Below are 13877 nucleotides of genomic sequence, written 5' to 3'. Positions count from 1 at the left end.
TACAATAAAGGAATATATTTACATAGAAGAGAGGGTATGGATGTGAAACAACAGACAGCGATTCAAGTTATCACCGAACGACTTAAGCAGGACGAAGCGGTTCAAGCCGTCTTTATGAAAGGTTCGTTCGGTCGAGGAGAAGAAGATGAACATTCCGATGTGGACCTCTATGTAATGGTTCAGCCTGACCAAGAGATATCCTTCCTGTCAAGACGTCTCGAGCACCTCCTTGCGTATCGCCCAGTCTTGTTGAAAGATGAGATTCACATCGTCGCCCCACAACTCATTGTCGTATACGATGATTTTCTTCACGTCGACCTGTTCACCGTCACGAAAGATTCGTTGAATCATCAAGACTCGATTCATGTGCTCTATGATCCGGCTCACCTTCTCTGCGCGCATGAAAGTTCTTTGCAGTTAGATGATGTGTCGACGGGTGAGCATGCGTTCGATACGATTTGGTTCTTTTTCCAATATACGAAATCTCGCAATCGAGGTAACGGCATCTGGGCGACCGAGATGCTTCGGCAAGGGATGGTTCATTTCGCATATGTGTTAGCCGCCCACCACACACCTGAACGGGCATCGCTCGGCTTAAAAGATGTGGCACAACGACAAACAATCGATTTACATTCGTTTTATGACCAATTGACCCCCGCTTCGCACGAAAAGGCCGCCCGCATGTATATCGAGCGACTCAAAGAGGAGCAACCGTTCTTCGCGACATTACCCGGTTACGACGTATTCGGACCGTTCATGGAACAGTTGATTCAACGAGAAACAAGCCGCCCCCGTGTATAGGGCGGCTTGTTCTTTAGTAACGTGTTTGCCGTTTCGTCGAGCGAATCGTGAAATAGAGAACGAGTTCTAGCACAGCAATAGCGATGATAATCCCACCGAACAGTTGGAACAGGACGAGCAGACTGCTAAATGGATTCGTCAACATGAGAATCCCAACACCAATCCACAATATACTTCCAATCAAAAACCAGAGCCATCGTCCTGCCATTGATTGACGGTATCCACGCGCTTGAATCAGGCGAATGATTCCACCAAATAAAAACAGTGCTCCGATTAAAATCGGAAGAAGGCTCGCTAACGTCTCTGCGAAGAAGAAGACAATCGCCCCCAATATCAAATAAATTACCCCCATAAAGAAAGATGGTGGTAAACCTTCCTGTCGTCTGCGGATGCCTTGAAAAACCATCCATATACCCATAATGGCCAAATATCCAGCAATCACATACACCATAACATCAAAGAAAAATCGAGGGTACAGCAGAATAAGAACACCGAGCACAAAATAAATGACAGCTTGCCATAATGTCGATCGCTCCAAGCGGTGAATGAATGCTTCCATTTTTCTACACCTCCTTTTTTTATTCCTTTCTTTCTTTATTCCCGTCTCATCGACACGCAACCCCACAAAAAAAAGCTGAGTGTCATGAGACACCCAGCTTAATGATTATTTACGCTTTTTCTTTTTGTTTTTCTTTTCTTCTTCAGCAAGAGCTGCACGCTCTGCTTCTTTCGCAGCGATTTTCGCTTCTGCTGCTACCTTCATCTTCTCACGCATCGGGAGCATGATTGCCATCGTGACGATGATTGAGATGATATATCCGACTACCCAGTACAATGAGAGGGCAGCTGGAAGGTTGATTGACATGATAAAGATCATGACCGGGAAGATATAGAGCATCATCTTCAATTGTGGGTTCTGTTCTTGACCCGCCATTGAGATTTTTTGTTGTGCAAACGTCAAGATTGCCGCTAAAATTGGCAAAACAAATGTCGGATCCGGAGCACCGAGGTCAAACCATAAGAAGTTCGCCTCAAAAATCTCAGGTGTACGACGAATCGCATCATAGAACGCGAAGAGAATTGGCATTTGAATCAAGATTGGCAAACACCCTGCGAGCGGGTTGATTTGATACTCTTGATAAAGTTTCATCATCTCTTCTTGGAGTTTACGTTGTGTTTCTTGGTCTTTCGAGCTGTACTTTTCACGAAGCTTCAGCATTTCTGGTTGCAACACTTGCATTGCCCCCATACTCTTCGTCTGCTTGATCATGAGTGGGAGAATCAACAAACGAACGATGATTGTCGCAATGATGATTGAAATCCCGTATTGCCAAGGGCCACCTACTAAGTAAGCAACTTCCTTCAAAAGCCATGCGAGCGGCCATACAAAGTACTTCGACCAAAAACCTTCTGTGTCAGCCGTAACTGGTTCGGCTTGGATGGTAGACGGATCCACACAGCCTGCCATCAGCATGATGACCGCAGTCATGGCAGCGAGTAATCCTAATTTTAGCTTTTTGCTCATAGTTCCTCCTACACTTTCATTATCAATTCTTTTTTAACGCACACGTCGATCGGGCAATCTTATAAGACTCTGATTATATGAGAGAACAAATTCAGATTGTCATGGTCACCGGCCTTGCTTTTGCCAAACTTTCGACCGTTTGAATACGTGTTTCAAACTCTCGGTCACTTCCGACTGCGTTAATGCAGTCGCAGGCTTCCGGGCGATGATGACATAATCATTTGGTGCAACGTTTGGTTCGAGCAATCGAAGCGACTCACGCATCAATCGTTTCATACGGTTCCGTTCCACAGCATTGCCAAGCTTTTTACTGACGGAAAGGCCCACTCTGAAATGCGCTTGATCCGCTTTGAGCGTGTAGACGACAAACTGACGATTGGCCACGGAGCGTCCTTCGCGAAACACCGCTTGGAACTCTTCATTCTTTTGCAGGCGGTATTCTTTTTTCAAAATTCTCACTCCATCCTTCGCTTCAAAAATCGTCAACTAACATCATATCATATCCGCATCATTTGAACGAGGGAGAATCGATGAAATGCTACGTTTCTGTGACGAACTAAAAAATTGCCCGAGGACAGGATCCCCGGGCAATTTTTATTCGAAATTATACAGTCAAGGCTTTGCGGCCTTTACGACGACGAGCAGCAAGAATGTTACGACCGTTTTTAGTCGCCATGCGTGCACGGAATCCGTGGACTTTCTTACGCTTACGGTTGTTAGGATTGAAAGTTGGTTTCATGGTTACAGCACCTCCTCAAGATTAACGCTCTATTAGCAAGTTATAGTTTCATTTAAGGCAGTCTTTAAGATTATATAAATCGTTTCACCAATTGTCAATGTATTTTCGAGCAGTTTTCGAATTCAACGAAGGAAGCGTTCTGGAATCTCTACTTGAAGGTGAAATTGATCTAGTTCATATGCTAGTAGAGGAAAAATTCATACACAACCTTTACACATTTTATAAATGGTCTTTATAAATATTGATGTTGAGCCATTTTATCCACAATCACTCGAAGTTATCCACATTTATATGTGAATAACTCCTCTTTTTTCATAATTAAATTCTTCATTTTTTCGTTTTCTTCTTTTACAAAAACATTTCTACAGTTTCCTTCTTCCTCTTTTGTGTATAACTTTTTTATTCTTTCATACCCGAATATATCGTTATCCACAACATATCCACACGTTATCCACAAACTACACAGCATGTGGATAAGTGGGTGTGGATACTTTTCTTAATCTGTGGATAAATACCAAAAAGCATTGCCACGTCTATTTTATTTTGCTAAACTGAATGTGCACAAACTTGTGGATGAACAATTCGTGATTCCAAGATATACACAGGCTGTGGATAAATGTTATCCCCATAATGAACACCATGTGGATAACTTTATCCACAGTTTTTGTTCTTTGGGGATAACCCTAGTTTCTACTATAAAATAGTGTATGTGTATATCGTGTGAATAAGTTTTACCTAACATGTGAGTAAAGGAGGTCTTTTATTGAAGAATGCTCGCGAGATTTGGAGAAATGTCTTATCGGTAATCGAAGAAGAAGAGCGAACGCCAAAAGCTAGTTTTGACATGTGGTTAAAATCAACCGAAGGAATATCCTTGATGGGAACGACACTCGTCGTGTCGGCACCTGCTAGTTTTATCGTTACATGGTTAGAGCGGCAGTATCTATCTCTTTTACAAGATACAGTCGAAGAGATCACAAATAACAAACTTGAAATTCATTTTATTGAAGAATCTCAAGCACACAAGTATGCTCCAGCTGATGGATCTCACGAATCAATTGCTGTGACAGAAACAAAAGAACAACCCTTACCATTACCTTCAAAAGAGGAAGGGGATCTTGGACAACTGAATGACAAATACATTTTCGAGACATTTGTCATCGGCTCAGGGAACCGATTTGCCCATGCAGCATCTCTCGCTGTCGCCGAAGCACCTGCACGCGCGTATAATCCACTATTCATTTATGGAGGCGTCGGACTTGGGAAGACGCATTTGATGCATGCAATCGGTCATTACGTAAAAGCTCAAAAACCGGGAGCTCGAATTGCCTATGTTTCCTCTGAAAAATTTACGAACGAATTTATCAACTCGATCCGGGACAACAAAACCGGTGAGTTTCGTAATCGCTATCGGAATATCGATGTGCTGCTCATTGATGATATTCAGTTCTTAGCAGGGAAAGAGCAGACTCAGGAAGAGTTTTTCCACACTTTCAACGCGTTACACAACGATCAAAAACAAATTGTGATTTCAAGTGATCGACCACCGAAAGAAATTCCAACATTAGAAGATCGGCTGCGCTCGCGTTTCGAATGGGGGCTGATTACGGATATCACGCCGCCAGACCTCGAGACACGTATTGCGATTCTTCGTAAAAAAGCGACTGCTGAAGGTCTTGATATCTCTAATGAAGTCATGCTTTATATCGCTAATCAAATCGATACGAACATTCGTGAGCTAGAAGGGGCATTGACACGTGTCGTCGCTTACGCAAAACTAGTCGGACGACCAATTGATCCGGACGTTGCAGCTGAAGCGCTTCATAATATCATGCCCGTTCAGGAAGCGAAGAAGATAGTCATTCGTGACATTCAAGAAATTGTCAGTCAACACTTCAACATTCAAGTAGAAGAATTAAATTCGAAAAAGCGTACTAAAACACTGGCATTTCCACGCCAGATTGCGATGTATTTGTCTCGAGAGATGACGGAGAGTTCATTGCCTAAAATCGGGGAGGAGTTCGGAGGACGCGATCATACGACTGTGATTCATGCCCATGAAAAGATTAGTACACTCCTGAAAAACGATGTGGAAATGCAAGAGACGATTCAAACGTTGAAAAAGGCACTGTCTAACTAATGAAGAATTCTCTGTGGATATCCTGTGGATAAACCACCTTAGTTATCCACAAGTTATTCACAAGCGGAATGGCTTTATACGTAGGCTTAAAGGGACTTATCCCCAGTATCCACAGCCCTTACTACTATTATGACTTAATTAATACTATTATTATCATTAGGAAATTGACTCATTTCACCTTAGGAGGAATTATCCACATGCATTTAACGATTCAACGAGATGTATTTATGCAAGCAGTACAAGATGTATCAAAAGCTGTGGCTTCACGTACAACAATTCCAATTTTGACAGGATTAAAACTTGAAGCACATGCGGACGGTTTGACACTGACAGGAAGTGACACCGAAATTTCGATTGAACGCTTGATTCCAATCGAAGAGGGTGGAATTGAACTCATTCAAATTCAACGTGCGGGAAGCGTCGTTTTAAACGCTCGCTTCTTAGGAGAAATCGTGAAGAAGTTACCGACAAATGAAGTCACCCTCGAAGTATCTCCGAACTTCATGACTCGAATTGAGTCTGGACAGGCGGAGTTTCACTTGAATGGACTCGACCCGGACGAATATCCTCGTCTACCGGAACTTGCAAGTGACCGTCGGTTCTACTTACCGGCCGATCTTTTGAAGACGATCATTCGTCAAACGAGTTTTGCTGTTTCATCACAAGAGACACGCCCAGTATTAACTGGAGTCAACTTCTCAGCTGAGAAAGGATTCCTTACATGTGTCGCAACGGACAGTCACCGATTGGCACTTCGTCGTGCCCGCTTTGAGACGGATAATGATTTAACGTTCCAAAATGTCGTCGTTCCAGGTCGTTCACTTAACGAATTGGCAAAGTTACTCGACCGCGAAGAATTACCGATTGAGATCGTCCTCACAGATCAACAGATTTTGTTCCGAATGAAGAACATCTCATTCTTCTCTCGCTTGTTAGACGGTGCGTATCCTGATACGTCACGTCTCATTCCAGAAGAATATCGTACTGCGGTACGCATGAACGCGAAAGAATTCTTACAAGCCATTGATCGTGCTTCACTCTTGGCACGTGCAGACCGCAACAACGTCATTAAATTTGTAGCGGAAGATACAACGGCAGTTGAAGTGTCTTCACACTCACCAGAAGTCGGGAAAGTGTCTGAACGTGTCAGTATTTTATCGCTTGAAGGGGAAGAACTAAAAATTTCCTTTAACTCAAAATTCGTGATGGACGCACTTCGGGCACTCGATGCATCTGAAATCGAAATCCAGTTCACTGGTTCGATGCGACCGTTCATTTTACGACCGGTTGAACAAGATAGCGTTCTTCAACTGATTTTGCCAGTCCGTACATCGTAAGCTGCGGATAGGGATGATGAGGTGTCTTACCTTATCATCCCTCTTTTTGCCTTATTCGACGATTTTCGATAAACTAATATGTATGGCGATTTTTTCAGATCAGCATATGGGAAAGGGAGTGACGACATGGAAAAAGTGTCGATTACAACCGAGTATGTGACACTCGGACAATTTTTAAAATTAGCAGACATCATCTCGAGTGGGGGACAAGCGAAGTTCTTTTTAGAGGATGTCATGATTAAAGTAAACGGTGAGCAAGATCAACGCCGTGGCCGTAAATTAAGAGATGGAGATACAATCGAAGTCGAAGGCTTCGGGGAATATCAAATCGAGGGAAATTGACGTGTACTTAAAGTCGATCCGATTGCAAAACTATCGCAACTACGAAACCCTCGAGCTAGATTTTTCAGAACAGACAAATGTTCTAATTGGTGAGAATGCCCAAGGGAAAACGAATCTTCTCGAATCGATTTACGTACTTGCGCTGGCGAAATCGCATCGGACGACACAAGACCGTGAATTAATCGGATGGGAAGCTGACGCTGCGAGTATCGAAGGACGGATTCATAAACGTACTGGTGAAGCAGTACAAAGTCTCTCATTTTCTCCTAAAGGAAAGAAAGCAAAGCTCAATCATTTAGAACAACGTCGTCTCAGTGACTATGTCGGCGCATTTAACGTCGTCTTGTTCGCGCCTGAAGACTTAGCCATCGTGAAAGGCAGTCCACAAGGGAGACGGCGATTTTTAGATATGGAAATCGGTCAGGTCAGTCCGGTGTACTTACATGAACTCAATCAATACTTGAAGACGCTGAAACAGCGAAACGCCTTGTTGAAGCAGTTATCTGCAAAAGGTGGCGATGAGACGTTACTCGAGGTGTTAACGGATCAATTGATTGAACTCGCTGTGAAAATCGTGATGAGACGCTATCATTTCATCGACCAGCTCGAAAAATGGGCTAATCCGATTCATTCTGGGATTACGAGAGAACTGGAAACACTGACAATTCAATACGTTTCGGATACGTTCCAAAAAGAACGCTTCTCAAAAGAACAGATGTTTGAAACGTATCGTCAAAAGTTTGATAAAATAAGAGAGAACGAACGACGAAGAGGTGTGACCTTGTTTGGTCCACATCGCGACGATTTTGAATTGTACGTCAACAATCGAAATGTTCAAACGTTCGGTTCACAAGGTCAGCAACGAACGGCGGCCTTGTCATTGAAGCTAGCTGAAATTGAGTTGATTCATGAAGAAGTAGGCGAGTATCCTCTGTTGTTATTAGACGATGTGTTATCTGAGCTTGACGATCATCGCCAAACCCATCTCCTCGATACGATGGGACGGAAAGTACAAACAATTTTGACAACAACAAACATTGATGGGATTGCACATGAAACGATTCAACAAGCCAAAGTGTTTCACGTGAAACAAGGTGAAGTTGAAATAGAGTCAATGTGATCGTGTCAAACAGGAACACCAAAACATGTATAGTAGGTGAAAATAACCGATGAGTAATGAAAATGAAAAAGAATTGCAAGCGTACGGCGCCGATCAGATTCAAGTCCTTGAAGGCTTAGAAGCTGTTCGTAAACGTCCAGGGATGTATATCGGTTCCACAAGCTCTCGCGGTCTCCACCATTTAGTATGGGAAATTGTCGATAACTCCATCGATGAGGCGCTTGCAGGTTACTGTGACACAATCACAGTGACGATTGAGCCAGGAAACTCGATTGTTGTCGAAGATAATGGGCGCGGAATTCCAGTCGACGTTCAAAAGAAAACAGGTAGACCTGCCGTTGAAGTTATATTCACAGTGTTGCATGCGGGTGGTAAGTTCGGCGGTGGCGGATATAAAGTATCTGGAGGTCTTCACGGTGTCGGGGCGTCGGTTGTTAACGCCTTATCGACAAAGCTTGAAGTGTTCGTTCGTCGCGATGGAAATGTGTATTACCAAGCGTTTAAGCGAGGTGTTCCACAGGGTGAACTCGAGATCGTCGGGACGACAGATACGACAGGGACGACTGTCCGCTTCTTCCCAGACGGGGACATCTTCCAAGAAACTCTCGAGTATGACTTTGATCTGTTGGCGACACGTCTGCGTGAGCTTGCCTTTTTGAATAAGGGACTACGAATCGTTGCAAAAGATGATCGTAGTGATGAGACGATCGAGCGTAATTATCACTATGAGGGTGGAATCAAATCTTACGTTGAGCACTTGAACCGTTCGAAAGCTTCGATTCATGAAGAACCTGTGTATGTACACGGTACAAAAGATGGAATCGAAGTGGAAATTGCACTTCAGTACAACGAAGGTTTTGCTAGTAACATCTATTCGTTCACGAACAATATTCCGACGCATGAGGGGGGAACACACGAGACTGGATTTAAAACAGCCCTCACACGTTCCATCAACGATTATGCGAAACGGTTCGGATTGATGAAAGAAGCCGATGGTAGTCTTTCCGGAGACGATGTCCGTGAAGGATTGACGGCGATTGTCTCGGTCAAACACCCTTCTCCTCAATTTGAAGGGCAAACGAAAACTAAACTCGGGAATGCCGATGCACGGACGGCAACGGACACGTTGTTCAGCGATACGTTCGAACAATTCCTGCTCGAGAACCCATCGGTCGGTCGTCTCATTGTCGATAAAGGTTTGATGGCGGCACGCGCACGCCTTGCAGCGAAGCGGGCACGAGAGATGACGCGTCGTAAAGGAATACTCGAAGTCAGTTCATTGCCAGGGAAATTGGCCGACTGTTCTTCAAAAGACGCATCGAAGTCTGAATTGTACATCGTCGAGGGTGACTCGGCGGGTGGTTCAGCGAAGTCTGGACGTGACCGTCACTTCCAAGCGATTTTGCCGATTAGAGGTAAAATCATCAACGTCGAGAAAGCACGTCTTGATAAGATTTTGGCCAACCAAGAAGTCCGGACGATCATCACGGCTCTTGGAACAGGGATTGCGGACGAGTTCGATTTATCAAAAGCGCGCTATCACAAATTGATTATCATGACCGATGCCGATGTCGATGGTGCACACATTCGGACGCTATTGTTGACGTTCTTCTATCGTTATATGCGCCCACTCGTTGAAAGTGGATATGTTTATATCGCACAACCACCGCTCTATGGTGTGAAGCATGGTAAAGAAACAACCTACGTTCAAAACGAGCGTGAGTTGCAAGCTACGATTGCACAACTTCCTGAAAATGCACGTTATAGCGTTCAACGTTACAAGGGTCTTGGAGAAATGGACCCTGAGCAGTTATGGAATACGACAATGAACCCAGAAACGCGTTCGATGCTCCGTGTCGATCTTCAAGATGCGATTGAAGCGGATGAAATCTTCGAAACACTCATGGGGGACAACGTCGAGCCACGCCGTGACTTTATTCAATCTCACGCCCATTACGTGAAGAACCTCGATATTTAATAAGAAGGGTAGGCAATAACGAATGGCAGAACAAGAAAATATCAAGGATATAAATATTAGCCAAGAGATGCGGACGTCATTCATGGACTATGCGATGAGTGTCATCGTATCACGTGCCCTTCCGGACGTGCGAGATGGATTGAAGCCGGTTCACCGTCGTATTTTATATGCGATGAACGAACTTGGGATTCGTGCGGACAAGCCACATAAAAAGTCGGCGCGCGTCGTCGGGGATGTAATCGGTAAGTACCACCCTCACGGTGATTCAGCCGTTTACGAGACAATGGTCCGTATGGCTCAAGATTTCAGTTATCGTTATGAATTAGTCGACGGTCACGGGAACTTTGGTTCAGTCGATGGTGATTCAGCCGCTGCGATGCGTTATACCGAGGCACGGATGTCTAAAATTGCGATGGAACTCGTACGAGACATCGGAAAAAACACAATCGATTATCAACCGAACTTCGATGGTGAAGAAAAAGAACCGGTCGTACTCCCGGCTCGATTCCCAAACTTCCTTGTGAACGGAACGAGCGGGATTGCCGTTGGGATGGCGACAAACGTTCCACCACATAACTTGAACGAAGTCATCGATGGCGTCTTGGCCCTTTCTCACAATCCAGACATTACGATTGCTGAATTGATGCAACACATCCCAGGTCCTGACTTCCCGACAGCGGGAGAGATTTTGGGACGTAGCGGAATTCGTCGTGCGTATGAAACCGGACGTGGGTCGATTACGATGCGTGCGAAAGCCGAAATCGAGACGTTGAAAAATGGCCGTGAGCGCATTCTCGTGCACGAGATTCCTTACCAAGTCAACAAAGCACGTCTCGTTGAAAAGATTGCCGACTTGGTCCGCGATAAAAAGATTGAGGGCATCACAGACTTACGAGATGAATCGGACCGGAACGGGATGCGAATCGTCATTGAGGTTCGCCGCGACGCGAATGCGAGTGTCATCTTAAACAATTTATACAAACAAACACCGATGCAAACGACGTTCGGGGTCAACATGCTCGCCCTTGTAGGCGGTCGTCCAAAAACGTTGAACATCAAACAAGCGATTTATTACTACATCGAACACCAAAAAGAGGTCGTACGTCGTCGTACGCAATTCGATTTGGACAAAGCGGAAGCACGTGCTCACATTTTAGAGGGTCTTCGTGTTGCCTTGGATCACTTGGATGAAGTTATCGCCATCATCCGTAGTACGCGTACAGGTGACGAGGCTCGTGAAAAGTTGATTGCCCGTTTTGGACTTTCGACTGAACAGACGCAAGCAATCTTAGATATGCGCCTCCAACGCTTGACTGGATTGGAACGTGAGAAGATTGAAGGCGAATATCGTGAAGTGAAAGCGTTGATTGAAGAACTTCGTGCGATTCTTGGAGATGAGGAGTTGCTCCTCGATATCATCCGCAACGAACTGCTTGAAATCAAAGAACGATATGGCGATGCACGTCGTACGGTGATTCGTACAGATATCGTCGAGCTTGAGGATGAGGATTTGATTCCGGTTCGTGACATGATGATCACGCTCACGAGTGAAGGCTATATCAAATCGATTCCATCGGATTCTTATCGGACACAGCGCCGCGGAGGACGTGGAAAACAAGGAATGGGAACGAACGATGAAGATTTCGTCCTTCGCTTGCTTTCAGCATCGACACACGATACCATCCTGTTCTTTACGAACTTTGGACGCGTCTTCCGTCTCAAAGGATACGAAATTCCTGAGATGAGCCGTACCGCGAAAGGAATGCCAATCATTAACTTGCTTCAAATCGACAAGGGTGAAAAAGTCGAAACAATGATTCCGGTCGATTTCAACAGTTACTTGGCTAACCAAACGGTAGTAGAAGAGGCAGAGGATGAATCAGAAGAAGTGGCAGATGAGCAGTTGTCTCTTGTGTTTATCACAAAAGAGGGCTTGGTCAAACGTTCCCCACTCTCGGCATACGCTCGAATCAACAAAAACGGTCTCCGCGCTATTAGCTTGAATGAGACAGACGAACTCGTCACGGTCCGTCTTGCGAAGAGTGATGATGAGATGTTGATTGTCACACGCCAAGGAATGTCGATTCGCTTCCCACTTGAAGGAGAAGTTCGCTCGATGGGACGTACGGCACGAGGAGTACGCGCGATTCGTTTGAAGAAAGAAGACGATTTGGTCGTTTCAATGGAAATCGTTCGAACAACACAAGATGTCTTGATCATCACGGAAAAAGGATACGGAAAACGTACGGCCATGGAGCAATTCCGCACACAAGGTCGTGGTGGTTCCGGAATCATTGGAATCAAGACAGACCGTGGGACAGTCGTTGGTATGCGTGTCGTAGATGAAGATGATGACATTATGTTGATGACAGAACATGGGGTCGCGATTCGTATCGATTCGCAAACGATTTCTCAGATGGGTCGAAGCACACGTGGTGTAAAAGTGATGAACATTGAAGAAGGCGATCGTTTAGCGACTATCGCTAAACTGAAAAAAGATGAATTAGAAGAGGAATTAGCAGTCGATTTGGAGAATGGGTTTGAGGATGAAGCACCTAAACCTGACGAATCGTCTAATGTGAATGAGTAAGACGAGAGGTCGAGCGGTGTTTCCGTTCGACCTTTTTTCTATATATAGGAGGGATTCGCGTGCGTTTGAACTTATCTACTGTACATGTTGGCATGACTTTATTGTCACCAGTTTCTTCCTTAGAGGCCGGAATTCACTTAACGAATGAACACCTTCGTTTACTCCGTTTCTTAAAAATCGAAGAGATTGATGTCGCGCCTGTAGAACGAACGACCCTCACTTCAAAAGAAAAGGATATTTTATATGGCCAGGTGCTTCAATATGAAAAGCATTACAATCAATGGGAAGAACGGATTGCCCCTAATCCTTATGAGGCTCTAGAATTCATTCATCAACTCTTTCGTCAAGAAGTACCGTTGTCAGCAGTTGTTCATTTCTTTACAGATCAGCCCTTACGAAAGAACCATGTTATTTATCATGCAATCTATCGAGCTCTCGTTTCTCATGCCTTATCGAAGTATCGAGGTGATGAGCATCAACTTCAATTTGATTATGGACTCGCTTCTTATTTTGCGGATGCAAGTTATGCTAAAATTCGGAAATGGTCTCATATGCGTTATTTCACAAAAATGGAGCGGGAACTTTTGTATCAACATCCGCTTGTCTCAGCAGCGATGTTGCCAAGCACTCAAACGTTACGAGGACGCGTGTATCAATTAATCGAAGAACATCATGAACGATTAGATGGAGCTGGGTTTCCGAAACGTCTAACTGAGCGCGAACTAAATCCAGCTTCTCCTCTATTTATTGTAGCGGACCGCTTTTGTCAGTTAACGGCCCAAAGAACGTTTCGAAAACCACTCTCTCCAGAAGAAGCATATTTTTATATGTGTCAGAACAAAGCATATGATGAAGAAGCGCTGTCGCATATTGCTACTTTACTAGGATTTTATGAGATTGGTCGATCCGTTTTATTAAGTAGCGGGGTGCGTGGGAAGATTCATGCATATACGACTTGTATCGATCAGCCTATCGTCATAGAAAATACGAATCAAAAAGAATATGATTTATCCCGTTTGAATGAAGTTCGGATTGTAGCGTTCCAATAAGAAGAAACTGACGATTCCTTTCACAAAAATAGATGGGAATTGTCTTTATTTATTCTTTTTCAAAAAACTTTATTTTTATAGTTGACGGATATAAATACAGGTGTTACTATAAATGAGTCGCTAAGAGCGGCAGACGAACTTTGAAAACTGAACGATGAGGCAAAAATAAGTTTTACAATTTTTGAATGAAGCGCAAGCTTCGTCAATTTAAGAGCTATATCAAATTCTTTGGAGAGTTTGATCCTGGCTCAGGACG

At 44.2% G+C, this 13877-nt stretch carries 12 protein-coding genes; 8 read left to right on the top strand and 4 right to left on the bottom strand.

Annotation, left to right across the window (positions count from 1 at the left end):
- Positions 1 to 42: 42 nt before the first annotated feature.
- Entirely contained in the window at positions 43 to 801 is a 759-nt protein-coding gene (locus KNO96_RS09885) for a nucleotidyltransferase domain-containing protein (RefSeq protein WP_214703528.1), read from the top strand.
- A gap of 13 nt (positions 802 to 814) precedes the next feature.
- On the opposite strand, the gene KNO96_RS09880 is transcribed toward KNO96_RS09885, so the two are convergent.
- From KNO96_RS09880 to rpmH, 4 genes are all read right to left on the bottom strand, one after another.
- Positions 815 to 1360, bottom strand: coding sequence for an HdeD family acid-resistance protein (locus tag KNO96_RS09880; protein WP_214703527.1), 546 nt, complete (start codon positions 1358 to 1360; stop codon positions 815 to 817).
- Between the two features lie 105 nt (positions 1361 to 1465).
- Positions 1466 to 2326: a membrane protein insertase YidC gene (yidC, locus tag KNO96_RS09875; protein WP_026824740.1), complete on the bottom strand. Its 861-nt coding sequence runs from the start codon at positions 2324 to 2326 to the stop codon at positions 1466 to 1468.
- Positions 2327 to 2431: 105 nt separating this feature from the next.
- On the bottom strand, positions 2432 to 2776 hold the full coding sequence (gene rnpA / locus KNO96_RS09870) for a ribonuclease P protein component (protein ID WP_214700767.1): 345 nt from the start codon (positions 2774 to 2776) through the stop codon (positions 2432 to 2434).
- Positions 2777 to 2930: 154 nt separating this feature from the next.
- Positions 2931 to 3065, bottom strand: a complete 135-nt coding sequence (rpmH, locus tag KNO96_RS09865) for a 50S ribosomal protein L34 (protein WP_015880216.1) — start codon at positions 3063 to 3065, stop codon at positions 2931 to 2933.
- A 763-nt stretch (positions 3066 to 3828) separates the two neighbouring features.
- Here rpmH and dnaA point away from each other — a divergent pair.
- From dnaA to KNO96_RS09830, 7 genes are all read left to right on the top strand, one after another.
- A complete protein-coding gene (dnaA, locus tag KNO96_RS09860; RefSeq protein WP_026824742.1) occupies positions 3829 to 5205 on the top strand; it encodes a chromosomal replication initiator protein DnaA in 1377 nt (458 codons plus the stop codon).
- 197 nt (positions 5206 to 5402) lie between these two features.
- Entirely contained in the window at positions 5403 to 6542 is a 1140-nt protein-coding gene (gene dnaN / locus KNO96_RS09855) for a DNA polymerase III subunit beta (RefSeq protein ID WP_026824743.1), read from the top strand.
- A gap of 126 nt (positions 6543 to 6668) precedes the next feature.
- Positions 6669 to 6884, top strand: coding sequence for a S4 domain-containing protein YaaA (gene yaaA / locus KNO96_RS09850; RefSeq protein WP_015880213.1), 216 nt, complete (start codon positions 6669 to 6671; stop codon positions 6882 to 6884).
- A 1-nt stretch (position 6885) separates the two neighbouring features.
- A complete protein-coding gene (gene recF / locus KNO96_RS09845; protein ID WP_026824744.1) occupies positions 6886 to 8004 on the top strand; it encodes a DNA replication/repair protein RecF in 1119 nt (372 codons plus the stop codon).
- A 49-nt stretch (positions 8005 to 8053) separates the two neighbouring features.
- On the top strand, positions 8054 to 9982 hold the full coding sequence (gene gyrB / locus KNO96_RS09840; protein ID WP_214700766.1) for a DNA topoisomerase (ATP-hydrolyzing) subunit B: 1929 nt from the start codon (positions 8054 to 8056) through the stop codon (positions 9980 to 9982).
- Between the two features lie 22 nt (positions 9983 to 10004).
- A complete protein-coding gene (gene gyrA, locus KNO96_RS09835; protein ID WP_214703526.1) occupies positions 10005 to 12572 on the top strand; it encodes a DNA gyrase subunit A in 2568 nt (855 codons plus the stop codon).
- A 59-nt stretch (positions 12573 to 12631) separates the two neighbouring features.
- Entirely contained in the window at positions 12632 to 13621 is a 990-nt protein-coding gene (locus tag KNO96_RS09830) for an HD-GYP domain-containing protein (protein WP_214703525.1), read from the top strand.
- Positions 13622 to 13877 lie beyond the last annotated feature (256 nt).

The sequence above is a fragment of the Exiguobacterium sp. s89 genome (assembly GCF_018617735.1).
GTDB classification, from domain to species: Bacteria; Bacillota; Bacilli; order Exiguobacteriales; family Exiguobacteriaceae; genus Exiguobacterium; species Exiguobacterium marinum.
The sequence above is the reverse complement of the archived record's forward strand: the minus strand, read 5'-3'. Positions and strand labels throughout refer to the sequence as shown.